23 protein-coding genes and 1 pseudogene are annotated in these 23,355 nt (G+C 69.4%); 10 read left to right on the forward strand and 14 right to left on the reverse strand.

Features of this window, described 5'->3' with window-relative positions; genetic code table 11:
* Positions 1–1,079, reverse strand: a 1,079-nt coding sequence (locus ACESK5_RS13615) for a molybdopterin-dependent oxidoreductase (RefSeq protein ID WP_372912126.1), incomplete at its 3' end; no start/stop codon positions are given.
* 131 nt (positions 1,080–1,210) lie between these two features.
* Here ACESK5_RS13615 and ACESK5_RS13620 point away from each other — a divergent pair.
* Together ACESK5_RS13620 and ACESK5_RS13625 are read left to right on the forward strand one after the other, a co-directional pair.
* A complete protein-coding gene (locus ACESK5_RS13620; protein ID WP_372912127.1) occupies positions 1,211–1,333 on the forward strand; it encodes an HVO_2523 family zinc finger protein in 123 nt (40 codons plus the stop codon).
* Positions 1,334–1,503: 170 nt separating this feature from the next.
* A complete protein-coding gene (locus ACESK5_RS13625) occupies positions 1,504–2,493 on the forward strand; it encodes a phytoene/squalene synthase family protein (protein ID WP_372912128.1) in 990 nt (329 codons plus the stop codon).
* A gap of 88 nt (positions 2,494–2,581) precedes the next feature.
* Here ACESK5_RS13625 and ACESK5_RS13630 read toward each other — a convergent pair whose 3' ends face one another.
* The 4 genes from ACESK5_RS13630 to ACESK5_RS13645 are packed head-to-tail and all read right to left on the reverse strand — an operon-like array spanning position 2,582 to position 7,004.
* A complete protein-coding gene (locus ACESK5_RS13630; RefSeq protein ID WP_372912129.1) occupies positions 2,582–3,703 on the reverse strand; it encodes a sensor histidine kinase in 1,122 nt (373 codons plus the stop codon).
* Between the two features lie 59 nt (positions 3,704–3,762).
* Positions 3,763–4,602 carry a bisanhydrobacterioruberin hydratase gene (gene cruF / locus ACESK5_RS13635; RefSeq protein WP_372912130.1) on the reverse strand — a complete coding sequence of 280 codons (840 nt, stop codon included), beginning with the start codon at positions 4,600–4,602 and terminating at the stop codon, positions 3,763–3,765.
* Positions 4,595–5,497 (reverse strand): prenyltransferase, encoded by a 903-nt coding sequence (locus ACESK5_RS13640; RefSeq protein ID WP_372912131.1) that lies wholly within the window; start codon positions 5,495–5,497, stop codon positions 4,595–4,597. Before ACESK5_RS13640 ends, cruF begins: the two co-directional genes overlap by 8 nt.
* Before the next feature lie 4 nt (positions 5,498–5,501).
* Complete coding sequence (locus ACESK5_RS13645; RefSeq protein ID WP_372912132.1) at positions 5,502–7,004, reverse strand: phytoene desaturase family protein; 1,503 nt, start codon at positions 7,002–7,004, stop codon at positions 5,502–5,504.
* An 86-nt stretch (positions 7,005–7,090) separates the two neighbouring features.
* Between ACESK5_RS13645 and ACESK5_RS13650 the strand changes: the two genes are divergently transcribed.
* Complete coding sequence (locus ACESK5_RS13650) at positions 7,091–7,771, forward strand: SDR family oxidoreductase (protein ID WP_372912133.1); 681 nt, start codon at positions 7,091–7,093, stop codon at positions 7,769–7,771.
* Positions 7,772–8,033: 262 nt separating this feature from the next.
* On the forward strand, positions 8,034–8,891 hold the full coding sequence (locus ACESK5_RS13655) for a ZIP family metal transporter (RefSeq protein WP_372912134.1): 858 nt from the start codon (positions 8,034–8,036) through the stop codon (positions 8,889–8,891).
* Between the two features lie 67 nt (positions 8,892–8,958).
* Here the strand turns inward: ACESK5_RS13655 and ACESK5_RS13660 are convergent, their stop codons facing one another.
* Together ACESK5_RS13660 and ACESK5_RS13665 are read right to left on the reverse strand one after the other, a co-directional pair.
* Positions 8,959–9,408 carry a hypothetical protein gene (locus ACESK5_RS13660; RefSeq protein ID WP_372912135.1) on the reverse strand — a complete coding sequence of 150 codons (450 nt, stop codon included), beginning with the start codon at positions 9,406–9,408 and terminating at the stop codon, positions 8,959–8,961.
* Positions 9,405–10,412 carry a PGF-CTERM sorting domain-containing protein gene (locus tag ACESK5_RS13665; protein ID WP_372912136.1) on the reverse strand — a complete coding sequence of 336 codons (1,008 nt, stop codon included), beginning with the start codon at positions 10,410–10,412 and terminating at the stop codon, positions 9,405–9,407. Before ACESK5_RS13665 ends, ACESK5_RS13660 begins: the two co-directional genes overlap by 4 nt.
* Before the next feature lie 150 nt (positions 10,413–10,562).
* On the opposite strand from ACESK5_RS13665, the gene ACESK5_RS13670 reads away from it, so the two are divergent.
* Entirely contained in the window at positions 10,563–10,967 is a 405-nt protein-coding gene (locus ACESK5_RS13670) for a universal stress protein (protein WP_372912137.1), read from the forward strand.
* A gap of 20 nt (positions 10,968–10,987) precedes the next feature.
* Here ACESK5_RS13670 and ACESK5_RS13675 read toward each other — a convergent pair whose 3' ends face one another.
* From ACESK5_RS13675 to ACESK5_RS13705, 7 genes are all read right to left on the reverse strand, one after another.
* A complete protein-coding gene (locus ACESK5_RS13675; protein ID WP_372912138.1) occupies positions 10,988–12,328 on the reverse strand; it encodes a TIGR00300 family protein in 1,341 nt (446 codons plus the stop codon).
* 48 nt (positions 12,329–12,376) lie between these two features.
* Complete coding sequence (locus tag ACESK5_RS13680) at positions 12,377–13,489, reverse strand: glutamate-cysteine ligase family protein (RefSeq protein ID WP_372912139.1); 1,113 nt, start codon at positions 13,487–13,489, stop codon at positions 12,377–12,379.
* Between the two features lie 189 nt (positions 13,490–13,678).
* Positions 13,679–14,173: a hypothetical protein gene (locus tag ACESK5_RS13685; RefSeq protein WP_372912140.1), complete on the reverse strand. Its 495-nt coding sequence runs from the start codon at positions 14,171–14,173 to the stop codon at positions 13,679–13,681.
* A gap of 86 nt (positions 14,174–14,259) precedes the next feature.
* On the reverse strand, positions 14,260–15,156 hold the full coding sequence (locus ACESK5_RS13690) for an alpha/beta hydrolase (RefSeq protein ID WP_372912141.1): 897 nt from the start codon (positions 15,154–15,156) through the stop codon (positions 14,260–14,262).
* The gene (locus ACESK5_RS13695) at positions 15,153–15,521 is read right to left on the reverse strand and encodes a hypothetical protein (RefSeq protein ID WP_372912142.1); all 369 of its coding nucleotides are present in this window, start codon (positions 15,519–15,521) and stop codon (positions 15,153–15,155) included. Before ACESK5_RS13695 ends, ACESK5_RS13690 begins: the two co-directional genes overlap by 4 nt.
* A gap of 193 nt (positions 15,522–15,714) precedes the next feature.
* Positions 15,715–15,963, reverse strand: coding sequence for a hypothetical protein (locus ACESK5_RS13700; RefSeq protein ID WP_372912143.1), 249 nt, complete (start codon positions 15,961–15,963; stop codon positions 15,715–15,717).
* 184 nt (positions 15,964–16,147) lie between these two features.
* Positions 16,148–17,743, reverse strand: coding sequence for a COG1361 S-layer family protein (locus tag ACESK5_RS13705; RefSeq protein WP_372912144.1), 1,596 nt, complete (start codon positions 17,741–17,743; stop codon positions 16,148–16,150).
* A 55-nt stretch (positions 17,744–17,798) separates the two neighbouring features.
* Between ACESK5_RS13705 and ACESK5_RS13710 the strand changes: the two genes are divergently transcribed.
* The 5 genes and pseudogenes from ACESK5_RS13710 to ACESK5_RS13730 form a co-directional block, all read left to right on the forward strand.
* The gene (locus tag ACESK5_RS13710; protein WP_372912145.1) at positions 17,799–18,839 is read left to right on the forward strand and encodes an ABC transporter ATP-binding protein; all 1,041 of its coding nucleotides are present in this window, start codon (positions 17,799–17,801) and stop codon (positions 18,837–18,839) included.
* Entirely contained in the window at positions 18,832–19,632 is an 801-nt protein-coding gene (locus ACESK5_RS13715; protein ID WP_372912146.1) for an ABC transporter permease subunit, read from the forward strand. Before ACESK5_RS13710 ends, ACESK5_RS13715 begins: the two co-directional genes overlap by 8 nt.
* A 390-nt stretch (positions 19,633–20,022) precedes the next feature.
* Positions 20,023–21,813, forward strand: a complete 1,791-nt coding sequence (nadE, locus tag ACESK5_RS13720; RefSeq protein ID WP_372912147.1) for an NAD(+) synthase — start codon at positions 20,023–20,025, stop codon at positions 21,811–21,813.
* 245 nt (positions 21,814–22,058) lie between these two features.
* Positions 22,059–22,985: a 1-phosphofructokinase gene (gene pfkB / locus ACESK5_RS13725; RefSeq protein WP_372912148.1), complete on the forward strand. Its 927-nt coding sequence runs from the start codon at positions 22,059–22,061 to the stop codon at positions 22,983–22,985.
* 224 nt (positions 22,986–23,209) lie between these two features.
* Positions 23,210–23,355 (forward strand): annotated as a pseudogene (locus tag ACESK5_RS13730) (sugar phosphotransferase); the annotation flags it as partial.

A 23,355-nucleotide genomic window follows, 5' to 3' on the forward strand; every position in this document is an offset into this window, starting at 1 on the left:
CCGGGGATGAGTGCCCTGACCGGGTAGCCGTGGCCTCGCGGGAGTGGCCGACCGTTCATCCGGTAGGCGACGAAGCCGTTCCGCAGCGCCGCCATCGGGAACTCCTCGTAGTAGTCGTCGGCGGCGCGGAGCATCACGCAGCACTCGTCGGGCAGGTCGGGGAGGAGTTCGGCGATGGGCACGCCGGTCCACAGCGCGGTGTCGATCTTCTTCCCGTTGAGTCCGTCGCCGACACACTGCAGGGTGACGAAGCGGTGCTGGGCGGGAAGTTCCGTGAGCCGGTCGTAGTCGAACGTCCGTTCCTCGTCGACTGCGCCGGTGAGGCGGAGCGACCACTCGTCGACCGAGAGGTCGGGGTCGACGCTGTTGATGTCGACCTGGTAGAAGTCCCGCGAGACGAGCGGGTCGAGGTCGGGAAGGTCGAGCGTCCGCACCGACGCCGTCGCCAGCAGGTCGTCGACGACGGTGTCGCCCGCGTCGCTCCCCTCCTCGCTCGCCCCGGCAGCGGCACCGCCCGAGGTGTCGGCGAGCGACGGCCGCGTCCCGAGGAACGCGCCGGCACCCGTGACGGCGGTGGCCGCTACGAGAGAGCGGAGGAACCCGCGGCGGTCGGGGGGCGAGTCGGCCGGGGGCGAGCCGACGCGGTGGGTCGACAGCGAGACGACGCCGGCACCGACCGCCGCACCGACCGCCGAGAGCGGGCCACCGGTGAGGGCGGCGGTGCCGCCACCCACGGCGAGCGCCGTGAGGGCGTGCGTGACGAGTGGGTCCGCGCTGGTGCCGCGGGCGACGGCCCGACTGCCGACGGTGACGGCGGCGACGGCGAGGACGCAGAGGACGAGCGCGAGCGCGAACCCGAGCGACTGGCCGAGGTTCCCGAGCGTCAGGATGGCCCACGTGACGACGGCGTCGGGCGTCAGTGCCGTCACCCACTCGGCGACGGGCGCGGCGAGGAACGTCGGGCGGGCTCCGACGGCGGCGTACGACCCGGCGACGGCGCCGATGCCGACTGTGAGCGCGACGGCCGCCTCGAGTGCTCGGCTCGGGGACGGTGTCGACGGCGTCGAGTTCGACTCCATATCCGGAGGTAGGCGCACACCGTCATATTCGTTGGCCGAACTCACCTCACACTCTCTTCCAAATCGGTACCAACTTCGGGCGACTGCGGCCGAGAGAAAGGGTCTTTGCCCGGCGGTCCGCCACCTGACGTATGGACGAACCGATCAGGGGCCGCCCCTGTCCACTCTGTGGGGCCTCGATGGACCACCGTCACTGCAAGTACGTCTGTCCTGAGCACGGCGTCGTCTACGACTGCAGCGACACGTTCTGGTGAGTCGCCCGGTCGGTCACGAGCGACGGCAGAAATCGCGTGACGAGCGCCGGAAAGCGCGGACCTCGAACGGCCTCAAGCGTTATATTACGAGAGTCCTTAGGCGTATCCAATACGATGACTTGCTGCCCGCGGAGTCACCGACTAACTACTCGCTCCTCTCCTCGCATACAATGGTAAACACACGACAGGTCGAACAGAGCAAACGTATCCAACAGCGGACAGGGAAGACGTTCCACCTCGCGACGCGCCTCCTCCCGGAGCGGGTCAGACACGCCACGTACGTGCTGTACGCGTTCTTCCGGGTCGCCGACGAGGTGGTCGACACGGCCGACCCTGCGCCACCCGAGAAGCAACGCGAAGAGCTCGAACGGCTACGAGCGGAGGCGCTCGGCCGGGGGGAGCCGACGGACCCGGTGCTGGCCGCGTTCAGCGAGGTGCGCGAACGGAACGACATCGACGACGAGGACGTCGAGGTGTTCGTCGACGCGATGCTCGCCGACATCGAGAAGAGTCGGTACGAGACGTACGACGAACTGGAGGCGTACATGGACGGGTCCGCCGCCGCCGTCGGGCGGATGATGACCGCCGTGATGGACCCCGCCGAGCGCGACCGGGCACTCCCGCACGCGACGGCACTCGGCGAGGCGTTCCAGATGTCGAACTTCCTCCGCGACGTCCGCGAGGACGTCGTCGAGCGTGACCGGGTCTACCTCCCACAGGAGACGCTCCGTCGCCACGACGTGAGCGAGGCGGAGGTGAAGAACTTCGAGTTCTCCGAGCGGTTCCGCGCCGTCATGGAGGACGAAATCGACCGGACCGAGGAACTCTACCGGGAGGGAGTAGCGGGCATCAAGTACCTCCCCGAGGACTGCCAGTTCGCCGTCCTCCTCGCGGCGGTGCTGTACGCCGACCACCACCGCGCCATCCGCCAGGTCGACTACGACGTCCTGTCGACGACTCCCTCGCTGTCGACGTCGCGGAAGCTGTGGCTCCTCGCGCGGACCCGACTGGCGTGGGTGCGCTCGCACGACCCCGAGACGGTGTTCCGCCGGGTGAGCGTCGTTCCGTACCCCGCCACCCACGCCGCGCACGAACCGGACAGACACCCCAGACAGGGCCGCGGACACCGCTTCGCGGCGTGGGTCCGGAACCTCATCTGACCGGGCCGGGCCCGGCCGCCCGGACCACACACGCCTGTGACCACGACAGCGACGACGACCACGACCACCGACAGGTGACCCCGTTCGGCTACTCCGCTCCGTTCACGTTCGGGTTCACGTCCCCGTCCGCTCCGTCCGCGTCTGCCGCGGGCACGACGTCGACGCCGCGGAACTCGAACCGCGCCCCCTCGTGACGACCGGCCGTGACCGAGACGTCCCAGCCGTGTGCCGACGCGATGGTGTCGACGACGTGGAGGCCGATGCCCGTCCCGTCGTGATCGGAGGAAGTCCCCAACTCGAACACTGACTCGGCGTCGTCCGCGGCGATTCCGGGCCCGTCGTCCTCGACGACGAAGCCGACGGCGCTCCCGCCGCTGTCGTCCTCGCCGTCGGTGAGCGGGGCGACCCACACCCGAGCGTCGGGACCAGCGTGGTCGGCGACGTTCCGGAAGAGGTTCTCGAACAGCGACCGGACGCGGACTTCACTCCCAAGGACCGTCGGGAGGTCGGGGTGGACGGCGACTCCGTCTGCCGGGAGGGGGCTCGTCTCCAGCGCCGCGGCGGCGACCACCGACAGGTCGACGGGGTCCGGGTCCGCCACGCGTCCCCCCTCGCGGGCGAGGCCGAGCAGGTCAGACGTCAGTTCCGACATCCGCTGGAGCGCACGGTCGACGCGCTCGAGCGACGACTCGTCGCCCGTCCGCCGGTAGAGTTCGAGGCTCCCGCTGGCGACGCTGAGCGGGGTCTGGAGGTCGTGCGAGACCGTCGCGGCGAACCGCTCGAGGCGCTCGTTCTGGGCAGTGATTCGCCCCTCACGCCGGCGGCGCTCGGTGACGTCCCGGACGGCGACGACGACGGCGTCGGACGACGCCGGCTGACGGGCGGTGCGGACGAACGCCAGCCAGCGACGGTCCCCTTCGTCTGCACTCCGGGCACGGGCCTCGACGCTCCGCGGGGCGTCGGCCGCTGTCGACGCCGAGGCTGGCGCCGACAGTAACTGTTCGACCGCGTCGGCGTCGGCCTCGTGGACAGAGCGCACGAGCGGTTCGCCCACCAGCGTCTCGGGAGCGACCCCGAGAAGCCGTTCGGACGCCGCGTTGGCGTACGTGACACGCCCGTCCGGATCGACGAGAACGACGAGGTCTGACACCCCGTCCAGTACCGACCGATACCCCACATCCGGCTCTGCGTCCCCCTCTCCCTCGATCATGACATCTACATTCGATAGACAGTCTATATAACATTCACGATTGACTGGATGTTCGACTGTCACCAGAACCGGTCGAGTCGCGGCCGGGGGACCCGGAGGAGGCGGGAGTCGAAGCGGTCGGTCCGGACGAGGCCGGCCCCGAAGGCGGCGGCGACGCCGACGGCGGCCCAGTTGCCGAACCAGGCGTTGATGCCCCCCCAGAGGATGACGAAGCTCACCAGGTCGTCGAGCATGAACTCCGTGTACAGGAGTCGCTCCAGGAGGGCCCGGCGGGAGAAGGCGACGTCGAGTGCGACGACGGCGACAGTCGCCGAGAGCACCCACCCCGCGTAGTTCGACAGGGGGACGCCGTAGTAGACGCCACCGTCGGGGTAGACCCAGAAGCCGAGTGCGACGGCCCCCGGGTCGAGGACGAGGTCCATCGCCAGTACGGCGGCGATGACGCTGACGAGGCGGACCGGCCGTGACGCCGCCCGCTCCCCGAGGAGGAGCGAGACGAGGAGGTACGCGTTCATCACGAGCGGGATGAAGAACACCGGGAGCCCCAGTGGGACGCCGAGCAGGGTGGGGCCGAGGTCGACGCCGTAGAAGAACTCGCCGTACGGGACCCCCGTGTGGACGCCGAGGAACTCGATGCCGTACGAGTACGCGACGAGCGCGCTCAGTGCGAGCACCGCCTTCCGGTCGACGAGCGGGAGCACGCCGACGACGAGCGGCGACCGCATGACGAGCGTGCCGAACAGGATGAGGAACGGGTTGAACGCCAGCGGCGGCGGGAGGAGTCCCACCGCGCTGGCGACGAGGAGCACCGCCCCGTTCAGCGGGAAGAACACGGAGATGGTGAAGCGGTTCTCCCGGACGAGGCGTTCCAGTCGTGCCTCGACGGCGCGCCTATCCATACAGGAGTCTCCAGAGCAGGCCGAGAGTGAGGACCATCCCGACCAGCGTGTTCAGCGCGGGGTACCACCAGTACGCACGCTCCGTCGGCACCTCCGACCAGTAGAGCACGAAGACGACCACCGGGTACGCGAGGAGCAACAGCGAGACCCGGGCGTCGACGACCGAGAAGGCGACGGCGGCAGCGAGCCAGGCCGACCCGCAGTACGCGTAGGTCCGCTCCTCGCCGAGGACCGTCGCCGTCGTGCTGATGCCGGCCTCGCGGTCCGGTTCGATGTCCGGAATCGCGGAGAAGGTGTGCATCCCCATCGTCCAGAGCCACGCGCCGACGAGCGCCGGCAGCGGCGGGTGCGTCCCCGACAGCGCGGCGAAGGCGGCGGCTCCAGGGAGGATGTACAGCCCGTTCGACAGCGAGTCGAGGAACGGCGTCGTCTTGAACCGCAGGGGGGGCGCGCTGTACTCGACGGCGAGGAGGAAGAAGCCGGCGAGGTACGGCCAGGCCACAGCAGGCGAGACGGCGCCGAGGAGCAGTCCGAGCGCCCCGGAGACGAAGATGGTGGCGACGACCATGCGCCCGCCCTGCCAGCGTGCCTCTCTCCCCTCTTTCTTGGGGTTCTCCGCGTCGACGTCGGCGTCGAAGACGTCGTTGACGCCGTAGAGGAAGAGGTTCGCCGGGACGAGGAAGTACGCGAAGAACGCCACGGCGAGCGGGGCGAACAGTTCGGGCGGCGCGCGGGCGGCGGCGGTGACCCCGACGATGACCGGTCCCGCGAGGTAGAGCCAGAAACGCGGTCGGGAGAGCGTCAGGAGGTACCGGAGACGTCCCTCCTGCCCGCTCTCGCCCCCGTTCACCGCGTGGCTCGTCCCCGCGCGGCCGTCGTCTGTAGTCGTGTCCATCCCGTCACTCACCGATTGTCTCGGCCATACGTTCTGCCGTGAGCTGTCCGCTGATGAGACACATCGGGACGCCGATTCCGGGCTGCGTGAACGACCCCGTGAAGAACAGCCCATCCATCTTCTGGGAGGCGTTCGGCGGGCGGAAGATGGCGGTCTGTCGGAGGGTGTGCGCGAGACCGAGCGCGGTCCCCTTCGTCGCGTTGTACCGGGCGGCGAAGTCGGAGACACAGAACGACTCCTCGACGACGATTCGGTCCCGGAGGTCGACGCCGGTGTTGTCGGCGATGTCGTCGAGGACGCGGTCCCGGTACGCCCGTCTGAGCGCAGGGGTGTCTTCGAGGCCGGCGGCGACGGGAACGAGGACGAAGAGGTTCGAGTGGCCGTCGGGTGCGACGTCGTCGTCGGTCTCCGAGGGCACACAGAGGTAGTACGCGGGGTCGTCGGGCCACGCGGGGTCTTCGAAAATCTTCTCGAAGTGTTCGTCCCAGTCGGTCGGGAGGACGAGCGTGTGGTGTGCGAGCGGGTCGACGTCCCCCTCGACGCCGAGGTAGAGCAGGAAGGCGGAGGGGGCGTAGGTCCGCGACTCCCAGTAGGCGTCGGAGTACTGCCGTTTCTCCGGCGGCAGGAGCTCCTGTTCGGTGTGGGCGTAGTCGGCGTCACTCACGACGTAGTCCGCGAGGAACTCCCCGTTCGCGGTGCGGACGACGAACGCCCCCGACCGCCCCCGAATCTCCTCGACGGGCGTCCCCGTGTGGAAGTCGACGCCGAGTTCCTCGGCCATCGCGACGATGCCGTCGACGACCCCGCCCAGTCCGCCGTCGGGGTAGTAGACGCCGAGGTTGAAGTCGACGTGGCTCATCAGGTTGTACAGCGCCGGCGTGTTCTTTGGCGACCCGCCGAGGAACACCAGCGTGTACTGCATGACCTGCTGGAGCTTCGGGTGTGAGAAGTACTTCTCGACGTGGTCCTGCATCGACCCGATGAGGGAGAGTCCCCACGCGTTCTTCGCCACGTCGATGTCGAGGAAGTCCCGGACGCGGGAGCGGTCCTCGTAGACGAAGTGCTCCATCCCGATTTCGTAGTTGCGCTCGGACTTGCGGAGGTACTCGTCGAACTTCGCGCCCGCACCGGGTTCGTACGCCTCGAACGTCTCCCGGTTCTGCTGGAGGTCGGGAACCATGTCGACCCGGTCACCGTCTTTGAAGAAGATGCGGTAGTGGGGGTCGAGACGCGTGAGTCCGTAGTAGTCGCTCGGCGTCCGGTCGAAGTGCCCGAAGAACCGCTCGAACACGTCGGGCATGAGATACCACGAGGGGCCCATGTCGAACCGGAAGCCGTCGCGTTCGAGCCGGGAGGCCCGGCCGCCCAGCTGCTCGTTCTTCTCGAGGAGCGTCACGTCGGCGCCGGCGTCCGCGAGATAACACGCAGTAGAGAGCCCGCCGAAGCCACCCCCGACGACGACCACCGAGGCGCCGTCGAGCGCCGACAGGTCCGAGACCGAATTCATAATCGCGCTAGGGGCGTCGAGGGCATAAATCGACTGACTGAACGGGGAGGAGGAACTGTCAAGTCGCGTCCGTCCTACGCCCCCGCATGGACGACACGACAGTGGTCATCACCGGTGGGAGCAGCGGCATCGGCGCGGCCTGCGTCCGCGCGTTCGCGAGCGAAGGGGCGATCGTGGTCGCGTGCGCACGCGCGACCGACGACCTCGAGGCGCTGGCGGCCGAGTTCGAGACGGTCGAGGCCGTCCGGGCCGACATCCGCGACGAGTACGACGTCGAGCGGCTGATGGAGACGGCGGCGCGACTCGGCGAGCGCATCGACGTCGTCGTCGCCAACGCGGGGGTCAACCACGGGGCGCCGGGCCAGATGAACCTCGCCGAGGAGCCGTACTCCCGGTTCGACGACACGCTCCGGACGAACGTCCGCGGCGTCTTCGCGACGGTCAAAGAGGCCGTCCCCCATCTCGCCGACGAGGCGCGGGTTCTCGTCCCCTCGGGGTCGATCGCGCGAGAGGCGAAGCCGGGGATGGGCGCGTACGCCATCTCCAAGGCGGGGGCGGAGGCGCTGGTCCGCGGGTTCGCCACCGACCTCGACCAGACGGTCGGCGTCGTCGACCCCGGCCTGGTCGCGACCGAGGTGACGGGTGGACAGGGCCGGGAACCCGAGGACGTCGCACCGATGTTCCTGTGGGCGGCGACCAACTGCCCGACCGAAGACCTCGACGGACAGGTCGTCGACCTGCGGTCGTGGAAGAAGGCGACGCGCTGAGCGGCCGTTTTCCGTCGGTAGCAGGACCGAAACCCGACACGGACCTGTTGTCACCTTCGTGACGGGGGACACCGGCGACGCCGAGTGGACTCCGGACGTGGTCGAACGTGGGGCGGTCGGACAGGCACTGGTCGACAGCGTGCTGTGCATCGCCGACCCGGGCGGACTCGTCTACACCGACGCGGGGGGGCGCCCTGGCTCGCGCCACGGTGGGTGCCTGCGACCAGAGGTATTATTAACGATGACGAGGTGATTGTTAACTATGGGATTAACAACCGAGACACGGGAGTTAATATCCGTGCCGAGCGTCTCACGGCTCGAACTCGGGGCACTCGTGCTCTTCGTCGCCCTCTCGGCGTACGCCGTCTCGGCGGGGTTGTGGAAGCTGCTCGGGATTTCCTGGGTGGCGTTCGCAGCGATGGCTGGCGCGGCGCTCGTGGGAGCGCGGACCCGTGGCGAGAACCCGGCCGTGCTGGTGTGGGGGTACGGACTCGCCTCGGGGGCGATGATCACCTCGGCGGCCGTCTTCTTGCTCCCGACGGCCATCGGCCACCACGCGCAGTTCGGCGGGTTCGGCGTCGCAGTCGGGGTGCTCGTCGGCTTCGCATCCCACTCCATCGGCCACCGCCTCGCCCACGTCGACATGCCGCTCGACCGGACCGTCGCGGAGCTCTCGGCACACGCCCTCGCGGCGGGCGTCGTCATCGGCGTCGTCTACGGCAACATGCCCGACCTCGGCCTCGTCCTCGGCCTGTCGATCGTCTCGCACAAGGGGCCCGCGGGCTACGCGGCGGCGGCCCGACTCGTCCGGAACGAGAAGGACGCCACCGCCATCCTCCTCCCGGCCGTCGGCGTGGGGCTGACGGCCATCACGGCCGCGTCGCTCCAGTTGCCGGCGGCGCCCGCGGTGCGCGGTGTCGTCTTCGGCTTCGCCACCGGCATCTTCCTCCACGTCGCGATGGACTTCCTGCCCCGGTGTGAACTGGGGAGCGAGATCCACGACGCCCTCGCCGTCGACGGCGACGCACACACCCTGCTCGACCGACTTCGCCTCCACGCCGTCGCCAGCACGACTCTGGGTGGGCTGGCCGTGTTCTGTGCGTGGGTCGTGCTGGCCTGAGTCTCGGCGACGACCGCCGTGCCGGGAGCCGACGTCCACCAGCGTCAGCGAGCGAGAAGCGGGCAGTTCAGGAGCGGTTCGTCCGGTCCCCCGAATCGTCGGGACCGTCGCCGTCGGTCGATGAACGTTCCGGAGCGTCGGTCGCCGACGGCGACAGGTCGTCATCGGTCGCCGACGGCGACTCGACTCCTCCGTCACCCGTCGTCTCGGCGCTCGCGGCGGCCGTGTCGGTGTCTGGAGCCGTCTCCGTGTCCGACCCCGACAGCCGCCGGACCTGGCGCGAGAGGCCGATGCCGACCACGAGGAGGACGACGAGATTGAACACCATCTTGAACGGCGGGCGGTACTCTCGCGTCACCCAGACGTTGATGGTCTGGTCCGCCGCGAGGTAGAACTGGATGGCGGCGACGAGACCGAGGAACGCCAGCCCACCCAGGAGGGCGTAGTCGAGCCCCCGGCGGACTCGCGTGGCGGTGGTCCGCTCGTCCGCGTTCGCCGGCGCGTCGGCGTCTGTCATCGGTCCCACCTCCGGGCGATGAGGGCGAGCGAGAGCACCGCGGCGACGGCGACACCGACGCCGAACCCGGGCGCACTGGTCGAGACGGTCCGGGCCTCGGTCCCCTCGGGACGCGGGCGCTCGTCGTCGTCGCCCGAGAAGTCCTCGACGCGGAGTTCGACCTCGCGCTCGGTCTCGTTGACGCTGATGCGCTCCGTCGGGTCGAGGTTCGCCGCCGAGCGGGCGGTGTCGACGACGACGCCGTCCTTCCACAGCACGGCGTCGACGTAGTAGTTGTACTCGCTCGGGACGCTCGTCTGCGTCTCGACCGTCTCGGTGCGACCCGGCTGGATGGTGCCGACCTGCGCCTCGGAGCGGGCGGCGACGATGTTCGAGTCGGCCTGCCGGAGCACCACCGTCACCCGGAGGTCCTCGGAGGGGTCGTCACCGCGGTTCGTCAGCGTCGCCGCGAGGTCCAGCGTCGTCCGGTTCCCCTCGACGGACCCGACCGAGAACGAGACCGGCGGGAGCGCCTCGGAGTCGGTGAATCCGACGGTCGTCCGGGCGTACTCGGGCGTGAGCGCTTCGAGGCCCGAGACGGTCTTGCCACCGGAGCCGACGCGGTCGCCGTCCTGGAAGACCGTCGCCTCGATGCGGTAGCCGCCCTCGCGCTCGACGGTGAGGTTCGTCTGGACGAGCGTCTCACCGTCGTCTTCGAGCGTGCCGACGTCGACCGTCTCCGTCGCCGCGACGAAGCCCGACTCCGCGTCGGTCGCACGGAAGCGGACGGTGACGTTCGGCGTCGGGTTCCCGCGGTGGTCGAGTCGGGTCTGGACGTGGAGGACAGTCGTCTGACCCGAGACGGTCCCGGGGGCGATGCTCGTCTCGGCGATGCGGACGGGGCCGGGACGGGTCGGACCGTCGTCCGCGGGGTCGGCGAGGACACCGGGGACCGCCGCGGCGACGAGGAGGGCCACGGCGACGAGTCCGACCGCCCCCGCCGCCAGTGTTCTGTCACGGGGCATACGTCTGCGAGCAAAACGGTATCGGGTAAATGTCTTCTGCAGCCGACGGTTCGCCGCGGCGCCACGACCCACCGACAGACCGGGGCGCCGTCACCAGCGAACCGAGAACCGAGGGGCGGTTTTTTGGTCGCGGGTCGCGCGCGTTGAGACATGACGACTTACGTCGTCGGAACGCAATCCGTCCACACCGCCGCGACGCTCTGTGACTACCTGCAGACCCGCGTGGGCGAGGGCGACACCGTCGTCGCCGTCAACTCTCTCAAGGGGGGCGACGACACCTCCGCGGAGGACGTCCGCGACGGCGAGGACGCCCTCAACGCCGTCAGTTCCCGCCTCGGCGACCGCTGCACCGTCGAGACCCACCAGTACGTCCGGAACAACAAGCCCGAAGAGGACCTGCTCGAAGCGGCCGAGGAGTTCGACGCGGACGAACTCGTCATCGGCATCCGCAAGCGCAACCCCACCTCGAAGGTCGTCTTCGGCTCGACGGCGCAGGCCGTCCTGCTGAACTCGTCGGTCCCGATGGCCGTCGTCCCGCTCACCGCATCCGCGTAACCGAGCGCGGGTCGACGCGGTCAGTCGTCGTCCGCGTCCACGCTCTCGACTGCCTCCGAGTCGTCGGCCGCGGCCTCGCCCAGCACTTTCTCGGCCAGCGTCGGGATGAACGTCCCGATGTCGGTCACCATCCCGATGGCCTGTGAGCTCCCCCTGTCGAGGAGTTGCGTGACGGTGGCGGGGTTGATGTCGACGCAGACGACGCGCGTGGTCGAGGAGAGACAGTTGCCGACGGCGACCGAGTGCAGGAGCGTCGAGAGCATGAGCACCATGTCGGCCTCGTGGGCCTGTTCGCGGATGGCGTTCTGTGCCTCGACGGAGTCGGTGATGGTGTCGGGCAGGGGGCCGTCGTCCCGAATCGACCCCGCCAGCACGTAGGGGACGTCGTTCCTGACGCACTCGTACATCACGCCCTCGCCGATGAGACCGTCGTCGACGGCCTCGGCGATGCCGCCCGCACGGACGACTTCGCTGATGGTGTAGATGTGGTGTTTGTGGCCCTTGCGCGGGTGTTCGAGCGTCTCCATGTCCATCCCGAGCGACGTCCCGTAGAGGCCGCGCTCGATGTCGTGGACGGCGAAGCCGTTCCCCGCGGAGAGCATGTCGACGTACCCCTCTCTCACCAGTCGGGCGAGGTCGTCGCCCGCACCGGCGTGGATGAGCGCCGGACCGGTCACGACGAGGATGTTGCCGCCTTCCTCCTTCGTCTTCTTCATCGCGTCGGCGACCTGCCGGATGAGCGACTCGGAGGGGCGTTCCGAGGAGACGCCACCCTGCATGAAGCCGAACGGGCCCGAGGAGTCGCGGGGTCGTTCGGGCGGGTCGACACGGATGCCCGCCTCGTCGGTGACGACCAGGTCGTCCTCGCGGATAGCGTTCAGGACTTTGGTGTACGCGCGGGGGACATCTCGCGGGGACTCGTCGTCCCCGCTCGACCCGTCCGAGGCGCGTTGCGCCTCGCGCCCCTCGTCGCCCGGTTCGACCACGATGGCACAGTCCATCTCGATGTTCTCCACGTCGAGCCACTCGCCCCGGTAGCGGACCTGTGTCGGGTGGTTCGTCGTCGAGTAGAAGCCGGTCGGGACGACGCGGTCTGCGGGCGCGGCTTCGAGGTGGGCGTCGACGGGGTCGGTGAGGTTCGCACCGATCTGGTGGAGTTCGTGCAGGATCTCCTGGAGGTCGTCGTCGGAGTCGGCGAACACCGCCATCCGGCAGTACGACTCCGCTTCCTTGTGGGTCCCGACCTCGAACTCCTCGACGTCGAAGTTGCCGCCCATGTCCATGACGATACCGAAGGCCTGCTGCATCATCCCCGAGTCGATGATGTGGCCCTCGAGTTCGACCGTGCGGGAGGCTGTCATCGACGGAGGGACGTGCGTCGGGGGTATGAGAGTTGTGGGTCGCCGGCGTCAGTCGCCGTGAACCGCCCGCGAGCGGCGGACGTCCCGCGCGAGTCGGTCGGCGTACCGCAGTCGGAGTTCGCGCGCCGCGTCGGGGGTGAGACGGTCGCGGCCGTCGAACTCGGCCGAGAGCGGTTCGAACGCCCCGACCTCGAATCCCATCCGGTCGAGGTACGCACGGAGGCGACGGGAGTCGAGTCCCTCGTCGATGGCCACCTCGACGTACTCGAGGACGGCGTCGAACGTCGGGAGGACGACGGCCTCGTCGTCCACGCGTCCGGCGTCGCCCTCGACACGGACGCTCGCGTCCCGCACGCGCTCGGTAGTCGCCGCGAGCGTGTCGGCCAGGCGGACGACCTGGCTCGGGAGCGCGGTGTCGGGCGAGCGCCACTCGACCGTCCCGAACGCCTCGCGGAACTGGACGGGCGTCCAGACCGCACTCTCGGGGTCGAAACTCGACTCGACGGTTCGGCGGTCGACGCCCGCCTCGACCGCACGGGCGACGAACTCGTCGTACCGGCGTTCGAGACGGCGGTCCCACTCGTCGACGTCGTCGAGGTAGCGCCACAGCCACCCCTGGTGGGGGACGTCGTCGTACCCCATCCGGCGGTACAGTTTCGAGCGCGCGCCCGCACACAGCCGTTCGCCGCCGAAGTACGGCGAGGAGTTGACGAGCGCCAGCGCGGGGTCGAGCGCGACGAAGGTGTTGAACTGGTCGACCGCGCGGCCGGGTTGCTGTTCGACGTGGACGTGTGTCCCCGCGCAGTGGCGCACGTACGCGAAGCTCTCGCCGACGACCGCGTTCTGGATGCGCGTTCGCTCGCTCGGCAGCTCGTCGATCTCCTCGTGGTGGAGCGGCGTTCCGAGAGGGACGAGCCGCTTGCCGAGGTCGTCTGCGCGCTGCAGGACCCGTCCGAGGCGGTCGAACAGTTCCGCCTCGAGTGCCGCCGTCGTCTCACAGGGTGTGGTCTTGACCTCGAGGAGCGGTTCGACGAACTCCCGTTCGACCCCCGCGGCAGTCTCGACGAGGGCACCCGGTTCGACGAGCCGCCCCTCGCTGTCGACGACCCAGTACTCCACCTCGATGCTCCGCCGGATCGGACTCGTATCGTGTGCTGACACGGTTGCCTCGGTTCGCGTCGCGTCGACCGCAGACCCGCGGCGGCCGACGTCTCGTTCCACCGTACGACGAAATAATACAAGTATTCTTCGACATATGGACTCGGAACTCGTGTATAGTTGGACGAAGGTCGAGAGAAGTACGGTATCGGTGGGACGTCCGAGACCGTCACACCGTGGGGGAGGGATGTCTCAGAGACCGAGCAGGTTCTTCACGCCGAGCGCGATGTTGAACACCGTGGTCGCGGTCCACTTGCCGGCGCTCTGTCCGGTGAAGGTGATGTCACCCGACTCGACGGCCGAGGCCATCGCGGCCGAGGGCGTCTCCGACGTGGCGACGCCGCGGATGGTCGCGGCGTCGGTCTTCGCGACGAGCGTCGGGTTCTCGTGTTCGCCACGGCCCATGTCGGCGATGCGCTTCTGGCCGTCGGTCTCGAGCCAGAAGTGCGCCGTCTCGCCGCCTCTCGTCACCTCGAACGTGATGCGCTCGTTCGCGAGCATGCTGTCCGCGACGCCGAGGTCGAGTTTCGGGGCCTGTTCGTTGTACGGTTCGCGCATCTCGACCATCCGCTCGTAGAGTTCGTCGTCCCACGGTTGCTCCTGCTGTGCCACGACGGGCGTGGCGAGACTCGCCACCAGGAGCGCCGCGAGGAGGACCGCAATCGTTCTCGACAGGGTGAGAGTCATGCAACTGGTACGGCGAGGTGAGGGTATAAGCGTTCGCGCCCGGTTCTCAGCGTCGAAACCGACGCGTCGGCGGGGGCGACCGACCGTCAGCCGAGGACGCCGTCGAGGAAGACGAGCGTGTGTTCGAGTGCTCCCTCGTCGTCGAGGAGACCGAGGTGCGTCGCCGGAACGCGGAGCACCGTCGCGTCGGGGTGGTCCGTGGCCGCGTCCGCGAGCGCGTCGGCGGGCGAGAGGTCGTCGTAGCTGCCGGCGACCACCAGGGTGGGGCAGGTGACGCCGTCGAGCGACACGCCGTACCGCGAGAGCGCCAGGAACGACCGGGCGGGGACGTCCGGGATGGTGGTGAGTCGGCGGTACGCCCCCCTGAACGACGTGTCGGGGACGAACGCGCCGTCGGTGTCGTCACCGGCGAGCGGGACTGTGTGGGGGCCCAGTCGGGGCAGTTTCCCCTGGACGGTGTCGCGGACGCCCGCGGCGAGTGCCTTCACCACGTCCGGGAGCGGGCGCGCGCGGACCAGCGTCTTCCCCGAGAGGACGGGGGCGACGGCGACGACGGCACGGACGCGGGGGTCCTCGGCCGCGGCCGAGAGGGCGTACGACCCACCGAGCGAGTGCCCCCAGAGCACCATCCTGCTGGTGTCGACGCCGTCGAGTTCGCGGACGCGCGCGACGGCTTCCTCCCAGTCGGCGACGCCGCGCGCCGGCGAGAGCAGGCCACGCGGGTCGCCCTCGCTGTCGCCGACCCCGCGGTAGTCGAAGCAGAACGCGGCGTACCCAGCCTCGGCGAACCGCTCGGCCAGCGGTCGGAGGACCGACCGCGGGAGCGCCAGACCGCCGGCCATCACGACGACGGGCGCGTCGGCCGGGCGGTCCGGGCGGTAGAGCCACCCCGTACAGGGGTCACCCCCACTCTCGAACGTGACGGTGACGCGCGAGTAGTCGAACTTCGAGGTGCGGTCGACGAGCCGACTCCGGGAGCTCACGACTGCGCCTCCGTCTGCTCCGTCTCCTGATGGCTGAGCGTGTCGAGGACGCGTTCGGAGAAGTCCTCGTCGCTGAGGCGATACTCGGTGTACCCGGTGATCCACTCGGGTTCGATGTGCCACGTCCCGAGGACGTCGTCGTCGGAGCGAAGCACCGTCGCGTCGACCCGACGGGGCGACCACTCGTCCGTCTCGGCGTAGTCGAGGAAGACGGTGCACGCGCGGCCCATCTCCTGGTGGTTGATGCGCGACCCGGGGAACGCCGTGAGGTACGTGAGGTCGACCGCCTCCTCGACGCTGAGCGCCTCGACACTGATTCCGTTACTCCGCAGGTCACCCTCGAGACCGTCGACGACATCGGACATACCACGCTCTACGTCTGGGGGTGGCTAAATCCTTGCCGCGGTCACGGGCGAGAACCGGGCGCAGTCGCTCGCGGCGAGCGGTGAAAGAGAGCCGATGGCCGTGTTCCGTACGGCGCGGCTACAAGGTGGTGGGTGTACCGTGGGTGCAGTCGTCGGGCTATCCCGCGTGACCGTGGCGCTGGAACCGTCGAGGTCAGCGGACCTCTTCGAGCGGCACCGCGAACTCGCGGTCGATGGTGATCCATCGCGTCGAGAGGCTCTCCGGGTCGTCCGCGAAGACCGTTACCTCTGTCGGGCAGTCGTCGTCATCGAAGAGGTATTCGAGGTCGAACTGCGGGAGTTCCTCGAGGTGGGTGTGCTGGCTCTGGTTCGACGGTTCGATGGCGCTCATGGTCTGGTGGTGGGGTTTGTGGGTGTCCCGGACGGGGGCGGGAGGTTGCATGTGGTGGGTGGTGGTTTCCGGTGGTGGGGTGCCCCCGTGCCGGGCACAGTTACACCTCCGGCCTTTCAATATATAAACGTGTGGCACCGGTTATCTCGGCTGAGAACGTAGCAGCGACCGGCCTCAGAGATACATATTCTTTCACGAATTTCGCCATCAGACGAGAGAATCGTAAACTGATGCGTCAGCGACGGCGCGACCACCAGACGCCCGCCCCGACGACGGTGACGACGACAGCGACGAGGACGGGGACCGGGAGGCTCGACTCCTCCTCGACGACGCGCACCCCGACCGTCGCGGGGTCGGAGACGACGTCGCGGCCGGTCTCGTCGGTGTACGCCACGCGGACCGTCGCCGGGAGGGTCGACGGGATGGCCTCGTCCGTCGCCGACAGCGCGAACGCGACGGTCGTCGACTCGCCGGGGGCGAGCGACCCGACGAACGCCTCGGTGACGTCGCTCTCCAGCGGTTCGGTCACGGAGAGCCGTGCCGTCGCGTCCCGGACGGGGTCGTCGCCGACGTTCGTGAGTTCCACGACGAGTCGGGACTCGCCGTCGACGGCGACCTGTGACTCGCGCGCCTCGACGCGGAACACCTCGCGGTAGGGGTCGACCGGGGCGACGACGGAGAGCGTGCCCGAGAACTGTCGCTCGTTCGCGGCGTCGTACTCGACGCGGAACGGGAGCCGTCGCGGGCCCGGAGAGGCGTTTCGCGGGACGTCGAGCGTGAACCGGAACGGGACGCGCTCGCCGGGGTCGAGCGTGCCGAGCGGGTACGCCGTCTCCGTCGGCGCGAGCGACCCCGACTCGAGGAGGCGGAGCGTCACGTCGTCGAGGGAGCGCTCGCCGCGGTAGACGAGAACACCCTCGACCGCCCCGCGTCGACCGACCGCCAGGTCACTCTCCACTCGGTCGATCTCGAACGCGGCCCGTTCCTGCGGTCGGACCGTCGCGGTGAGGGTGCGCGCAGTGCGCCTGACCCCCTCGTCGTCGTCGTAGTCGACAGTGAGTCGGAGCGGGTAGTCCCGCGTCGCTGGGGTGTCTGCGGCGCGCGCCTCGACGGTGACCCGTCTGGTCTCACCCGGTGCCCAGTCGCCGGCGGCGACGGTGGCCGACTCGCCGGTCGTGACCCGGAGGTCGGGGTCCGCCGAGGCGACGGCCACTGTCGCGTCGCGAGCGGTACGGGTGCCGACGTTTCTGACCTCGACGGTCACCGTCCCCCGACTCCCGACGGCGACGTCCGTCTCGACGTCCACCACGGCGAACCGCGGACGGTTCTCGATACGGACGGCCAGCGTCGCCCGGCGGGTGACAGACGCCTCCGAGTAGGACGGACTGGCCTCCTCGTCCGTCGCGTCGTAGGTGACGATGCGCGTGTACGCGTACGAGACGCGGACGGGAATCTCGTACGTGCCCGGTTCGGCGTCTTCGTCGACGGTGACGCGGAGACCGAACGGCCCGGCCGTCCCCTCCGGAACGGACCCGACCGGGACGGGACCGGTCCGGACCGTGAGCGGTGCCGCCTCTGCGAGCGGTTCCACCCTGACGGCGCGCGCCGTCGTCACCCGTTCCTCGAACGGTGCTGGGCCCCCGCGGGTGAGTTGGCCGTCGTTGACGACGAAGAAGTCGAGCCTCGTGTCGGTGCCGGGGACGAGGACGTTGTCCGGGGCGAACAGCGACACCTCGGGACGGCCGATGACCTGTTCGTCCGCGGCAGCGACGCCGGCAACCGCGGAGAGGAGAAGCAGGAACGTGACGGCGAGGGGGACCGGACGCGTCATGTCGTCTGTGGTAGAGGAGTCCCACGTATTTGTACGCACCCGCTGTATCGAGGGTATGGTCACGGGGACGTCCTCCGACCACGGCCGACCGGCGGCCGTCGAGTGCTCGGGGCTGACGAAGTACTACGGCGACGTCCGCGGCGTCGAGGACCTCTCGCTCACCGTCCGAGAGGGCGAGATATTCGGCTTCCTCGGCCCGAACGGCGCCGGCAAGTCCACCGCCATCCGGACGCTGCTCGGCTTCCTCGCACCGACCAGCGGGACCGCCTCGCTGCTCGGGTCGCCGGTCACGGACCGTCGGGCGCGGCTGACGGCGATGGCGAAGGTCGGCTACCTGCCCAGCGACGTCGCCTTCTACGACGGCGTCCGGGGGCGGGACCTGCTCGACTACCTCGAGACGCTCCGTGGCGGCGACCGTCGTGCGGAACTCGAAGAGCGGTTCCCCGCGCCGTTCGACCGCCGCATCGAGACGTACTCGCGGGGGAACAGACAGAAACTGGGCCTCGTCCAGGCGTTCATGCACGACCCGTCGCTCGTGGTGATGGACGAGCCCACGTCGGGACTCGACCCCATCGTACAGAACGCCTTCTACGAGTTCCTCGACGCCGAGCGCGAACGCGGCGTGACCGTCCTCTTCTCGTCGCACGTCCTCAGTGAGGTGCGACGCGTCTGTGACCGCGTCGCCGTCATCCGCGACGGCCGCCTCGTCACGGTCGAGTCCATCGACGACTTACTCGAGAAGGGCGGCAAGGTCGTCACGGTCGATCTCGGCGAGTCGCCGCCACCCGAGGCCTTCGCCATCGACGGTGTCGCCACCGCCGAACGCGTCGACGGCACGTCGGAGTCGACGACCAGGTACCGTCTGCTCCTCACGGGGAACTACGACGGGTTGCTCGACGTCCTCCAGCGGTTCCACGTCGACGACCTGGAGGTGCGCGAGACGTCGCTCGACGACGTCTTCCTCCACTTCTACACCGGGGAGGAGACAGAGGGCGGCGAGGAGAACGGGGAAGAGGACGGTGCGACGGACGCGGCCGGGCCCGACGCGCGGGGGGACCGAGCCCACGGTTACGGGGGCGACGAGACCGATGCGTGACATCGCGGGCTTCGAGGCTCGACGGCGGCTCAGGGGGACGGCGCTGCTCACCGTCGTGATGGTCGCGTTCGTCGGCCTCACCGTCGGACTGTTCCCCTCGATTGCAGAGTCGGGCGTCGACTTCGAGGCGTACGTCGAGTCGTTCCCGCCCGAGGTGCAGACCGCCTTCCTCGGCGGCGTGACGGACCTCGGGACCGTCGAGGGGTTCCTCCTCACCGAACTGTACCAGCTCATCTGGGTGCTCGTCCTCGGGGCGTACTTCGCGTACGCGGCCGCCTCGCTGGTCGCCGGGGACGTCGAGGACCGGACGGCGGACCTCCTGCTCGCGAGTCCGGTGTCCCGGTCGCGCATCGTCGTCGCCAAGGCGCTGTCGCTTCTCCCCGCCATCGTCGCCGTCAACGGCGTTGCCTTCCTCGCCCTCTTGGTCTTCGTTGCCGTCATCGGCGAGACGGTCGACCCGCTCGACTTCCTCCGCCTCCACGCGCTGTTCGTCCTCTACCACGCCGCGAACGCGGCCGTGGGGCTGGTCGCGAGCGTCGCCGTCAGCCGAGTCAGACACGCGCGCGCCGGGGCGCTGGGGGCCGTCGTCGGGACGTACTTCCTCGACGCGCTCACGGTGGAGACCGACTACGAGTGGCTCGGGACGGCGGCACTGTCGCGGTACTTCGACGCGGCCGAGATTCTGGTCGACGCGGAGGTCGACCCCGGCGACGTGGGGGTGCTGGTCGTCGTCTGCATCGTCGGCGTCGTCCTCGCCGCCGAACTGTTCGAGCGGCGCGACGTGCCGGGGTGAGACGGGTGAGACGGTCCCGTGCGGGACGTGGCGTGTTCGTCGGTGGAGCGGAGCGGGCACCGTGTCGGCGGTGCGGACGAGTGTACGGTGACCGCACGGCACACGGGCGCGGTGTGTCCTCACCCGCCCCAGCAAGGTACTCGCGCACGACGGCGCGAGCACGCACCCTCGCACGAGTCGCTCACGTCGCTCGCTCCCGCGCACCGGCCGCACCGCGGGTGCCCCACCGTCCCGGCGGCCACGCAGTCGTCGTGTTCGTCCCCGCGGCCGGGTACCCGCCGACCGTCACACAGTCCCTCGGGACGACCGCGCCCCCGGAATCGACCGACAGTATAAGCCGCTCGACTCCCGAGACTCACCAACGGCGGTCGGAACCCCGACCGTACTCGCATGACGCTCACCGTCTCACTCGCCCAACTCGGCCCGACCACGGCCGACATCGACCGCAACGCTGCCCGACTCGTCGAAGCGTACGACCGCGCGGCCCGGGAGGGAGCAGACGTCGTCGTCTTCCCCGAGATGGCCGTCACCGGCTACTGCATCCTCGACCTCGTCGAGGACGACACGTTCGTCGACCGAAACCGCGAGGCGCTGAACGACCTCGCCGCGCGAACCGGCGAGACGGCCGCCGTCGTCGGGTTCGTCGACCGCGACGGCGAGGACCGGTACAACGCCGCCGCGGTCTGTCAGCACGGCGACGTCGTCGGCGTCTCTCGAAAAGTCCTCCTGCCGAACTACCGCTACTTCGACGACGAACGGTACTTCGAACCGGGCGAGGCGGTGTCGCCCGTCGACGTCGAGGTACGCGGGGAGTCGGTCTCGCTCGGCGTCTCCGTCTGTGAGGACATGTGGGACGCGGCGTACGACCGCCGGCCCGTCAGGGAACTGGCCGAGGCGGGAGCCGACGTGCTCGTCAACGTCAACGCCTCGCCGTTCGAGGTGGGGAAGCGTGCCGAGCGCGCGGCCGTGATTCGCGACCACGTCGCCGCGACCGGTGTCCCCTTCCTGTACGTGAACACCGCCGGCGTCGCCGACGTCGGGCGGAACGTCATCGTCTTCGACGGTGACTCGCTCGCGGTGGACACGACGGGCGCGCTCGTCGCCCGCGGCGCACAGTTCGACACCGACCTGCTGACGGTCGAACTCGAACTCGAACTCGGACGCGGTGGGGACGCGGGCGGCGTCGGCCGACACGTCTCGGGCGGCGTCTCCCGCGAGGGGGGCCCCCTCGTCGCCGCCGGGGACGCCGTCGACCCGGAGCGTCGTGAGCAGGAACTGTTCGAGGCGCTCGCGTTCGGCCTGCGCGGGTACGCCCGGCGGACGGGGTTCGAGACGGTCATCGAGTCGGTGTCGGGCGGTATCGACTCCTCGCTCGGCCTCGCCGTCTGCGTCGAGGCGCTCGGCCCCGAGAACGTCGTCGCCTACAACCTCCCCTCGGCGGTCAACACGGAGACGACGAAGGGCATCGCCGCGCGACTGACGGAGAACCTCGGCGTCGACTACCGCGTCGTCCCGGTCCAGTCGGCGTTCGAGGAACTGCTCGATACCTACGAGTCGAACGTCGGTCCCGTCGGGCGGGACGTCTCGAAGGAGAACCTCTACGCGCGCGTGAGAGGCCTCCTGATGATGCTCGCCTCGAACGACTCCGGCGGGTTGCTCGTGACGAACGGCAACGAGACGGAGATGGCGCTCGGCTACGTGACGCTGTACGGCGACGCCTGCGGGGGACTCTCCATCCTCGGTGACCTCTCGAAGCGAGACGTCTACGACGTCGCCGCCTACGTCAACGAGCGGGCGGGCGAGGAGGTCATCCCCGGGGAGGTGTTCGACATTCCGCCGAGCGCAGAACTCAGCGCCGACCAGGTCGATCCCTTCGACTACGACGTCGTCGCGCCCGTCGTCAGCGACCTGCTCGAGGGGCGGCTGAGTCCCGCCGAAATCGTCGCGCAGTTCGAGCGGCGTGACCTGGACGAGAAGCGGTACCGCCCCGACGACGAGGGCCGCACGGTGTACGACAAACTCGACGCCGAGGCGTTCGCGGAGGTGGTCTACGACACCTACCGGCGGATGAAACGGAACACGTTCAAGCGCGTCCAGACGCCGCCCGTCGTCGCCGTCTCCGGCCGCGCGTTCGGCACCGACTTCCGCGAACCCATCATCAACGGCTGGGACGGCCGGTGACCGGACACTCACGCGTCGAGGGAGTGCGGTCCAGACGTGCCGACACCTCGAACGGAGCATCGATTCGTTCGCCGCGTGTAATCAAAAACAATCACATTCAAAACTACTTTTGCAGCTTGGTGTGAACGTTTGCGCGAGATGAGCCCACCAGCCTCACCGTACCGACCCGCACAACAGGGTGTCTCCGGCCGCGTCCACCCCTCGCGTCGCGTTCACGAGCGTCACCACGCACAGGAACGATGACGATGACAGACGACGCCGACTCCCCGCCCGTGGTCACGGTGACGTTCAACCCGGCCATCGACTACACCGTCCGGACTGGGCCACTGGCCGACGGACACGTCGCCCGGACCGACGACGCCCGGTTCGACGCCGGCGGCAAGGGCATCAACGTCGCCGGCTATCTGGACGCGCTCGACGTGTCGTCGGTGGCGACGGGGCTCCTCGGCGGCTTCACGGGGTCGTTCATCCGCACCCGCCTCGACGAGAGCGACATCGCCCACGACTTCGTCTCCGTCCCCGGCAACACGCGGCTGAACGTGACGCTCTCGACCCCCGACGCCGAGTACAAGATCAACCACTCTGGCCCGACGGTCGACGCCGACGCCGTCGCGCGTGTCGTCGACCACATCGAGACGCACGCCCCCGAGACGGTCGTCGTCGGGGGGAGCCTCCCGCCGGGACTCGACGTCGGCGCCATCGACGCCATCGCCGACGCAGGGGGGTGGAAGACGGTCGTCGACGTCGACGGGGCCGCCCTCGCCCGGCTCGGCGCGACGTACGCGGCCTGTAAACCGAACCGCGAGGAACTCCACGAGGCGACAGGCCGCCCCGTCGACTCGGTCGAGGAGTGCGTCGCCGCGGCGGAGACACTCCGCGAACAGGGGTACGACCGCGTCGTCGCCTCGCTGGGGCCCGACGGCGCGCTCCTCGCCTCGGACGCCGGGTGGACGCACGTCCCCGCCGCGGACGTGGACGTCGTCGACACGGTCGGTGCCGGGGACGCGCTCCTCTCGGGGGTGCTCGCGGGATGGGTACGCGGGTACGGCGACGAGGACGCGCTCCGCCTCGGCGTCGACGTCGCCACGTGCGTCGTCGGGACTGCCGGCACCGCCGCGTCGGCCGTCGCCGACCGCGTCGAGACCGACGACTACGGCGTGCAGGCACACTGACGGTCGGCGCTCCTGCTCTGGCTCCGGTTCCGCATCTCGCTTCCGCCCGCGTTCGCTGTCGCAGGCTCCGACCCACACGGACGCGTCCCGCTCACGGGGCGGCGGCCGGCCGTTCTCGCGGAGAAATCTGCACGAAACACGTTTATTTTTTCTATTTCAGTCGTAAACAATCGTGTTCGGTAGTATTTAGTCACTCACTGGTGAACGATGGTGATAGACACGCTATGAGTACCACCGACAAGACGGAGAGCGTGCTGCGGTCGCACGTGACCTCCGTCAAGGAAGATCTGATGACCGGCGTCTCGTTCATGATCCCCTTCGTCACCATCGGGGGGATCTTCCTCGCGCTCGGCTTCGCCGCGGGAGACAC

It is taken from the genome of Salinigranum sp. (assembly GCF_041641895.1).
Lineage (GTDB): Archaea > Halobacteriota > Halobacteria > Halobacteriales > Haloferacaceae > Salinigranum.

Coding starts and splice junctions, on each gene's coding strand:
- ACESK5_RS13655 (WP_372912134.1), top strand. CDS start 8,034: ATGGGATTAACAACCGAGACACGGGAGTTAATATCCGTGCCGAGCGTC.
- ACESK5_RS13625 (WP_372912128.1), top strand. CDS start 1,504: ATGGTAAACACACGACAGGTCGAACAGAGCAAACGTATCCAACAGCGG.
- ACESK5_RS13650 (WP_372912133.1), top strand. CDS start 7,091: ATGGACGACACGACAGTGGTCATCACCGGTGGGAGCAGCGGCATCGGC.
- ACESK5_RS13700 (WP_372912143.1), bottom strand. CDS start 15,963: ATGCAACCTCCCGCCCCCGTCCGGGACACCCACAAACCCCACCACCAG.
- ACESK5_RS13645 (WP_372912132.1), bottom strand. CDS start 7,004: ATGAATTCGGTCTCGGACCTGTCGGCGCTCGACGGCGCCTCGGTGGTC.
- ACESK5_RS13705 (WP_372912144.1), bottom strand. CDS start 17,743: ATGACGCGTCCGGTCCCCCTCGCCGTCACGTTCCTGCTTCTCCTCTCC.
- ACESK5_RS13620 (WP_372912127.1), top strand. CDS start 1,211: ATGGACGAACCGATCAGGGGCCGCCCCTGTCCACTCTGTGGGGCCTCG.
- ACESK5_RS13640 (WP_372912131.1), bottom strand. CDS start 5,497: ATGGACACGACTACAGACGACGGCCGCGCGGGGACGAGCCACGCGGTG.
- pfkB (WP_372912148.1), top strand. CDS start 22,059: ATGACAGACGACGCCGACTCCCCGCCCGTGGTCACGGTGACGTTCAAC.
- ACESK5_RS13630 (WP_372912129.1), bottom strand. CDS start 3,703: ATGATCGAGGGAGAGGGGGACGCAGAGCCGGATGTGGGGTATCGGTCG.
- ACESK5_RS13695 (WP_372912142.1), bottom strand. CDS start 15,521: ATGTCCGATGTCGTCGACGGTCTCGAGGGTGACCTGCGGAGTAACGGA.
- ACESK5_RS13685 (WP_372912140.1), bottom strand. CDS start 14,173: ATGACTCTCACCCTGTCGAGAACGATTGCGGTCCTCCTCGCGGCGCTC.
- ACESK5_RS13670 (WP_372912137.1), top strand. CDS start 10,563: ATGACGACTTACGTCGTCGGAACGCAATCCGTCCACACCGCCGCGACG.
- nadE (WP_372912147.1), top strand. CDS start 20,023: ATGACGCTCACCGTCTCACTCGCCCAACTCGGCCCGACCACGGCCGAC.
- ACESK5_RS13660 (WP_372912135.1), bottom strand. CDS start 9,408: ATGACAGACGCCGACGCGCCGGCGAACGCGGACGAGCGGACCACCGCC.
- ACESK5_RS13710 (WP_372912145.1), top strand. CDS start 17,799: ATGGTCACGGGGACGTCCTCCGACCACGGCCGACCGGCGGCCGTCGAG.
- ACESK5_RS13715 (WP_372912146.1), top strand. CDS start 18,832: ATGCGTGACATCGCGGGCTTCGAGGCTCGACGGCGGCTCAGGGGGACG.
- ACESK5_RS13665 (WP_372912136.1), bottom strand. CDS start 10,412: ATGCCCCGTGACAGAACACTGGCGGCGGGGGCGGTCGGACTCGTCGCC.
- ACESK5_RS13675 (WP_372912138.1), bottom strand. CDS start 12,328: ATGACAGCCTCCCGCACGGTCGAACTCGAGGGCCACATCATCGACTCG.
- cruF (WP_372912130.1), bottom strand. CDS start 4,602: ATGGATAGGCGCGCCGTCGAGGCACGACTGGAACGCCTCGTCCGGGAG.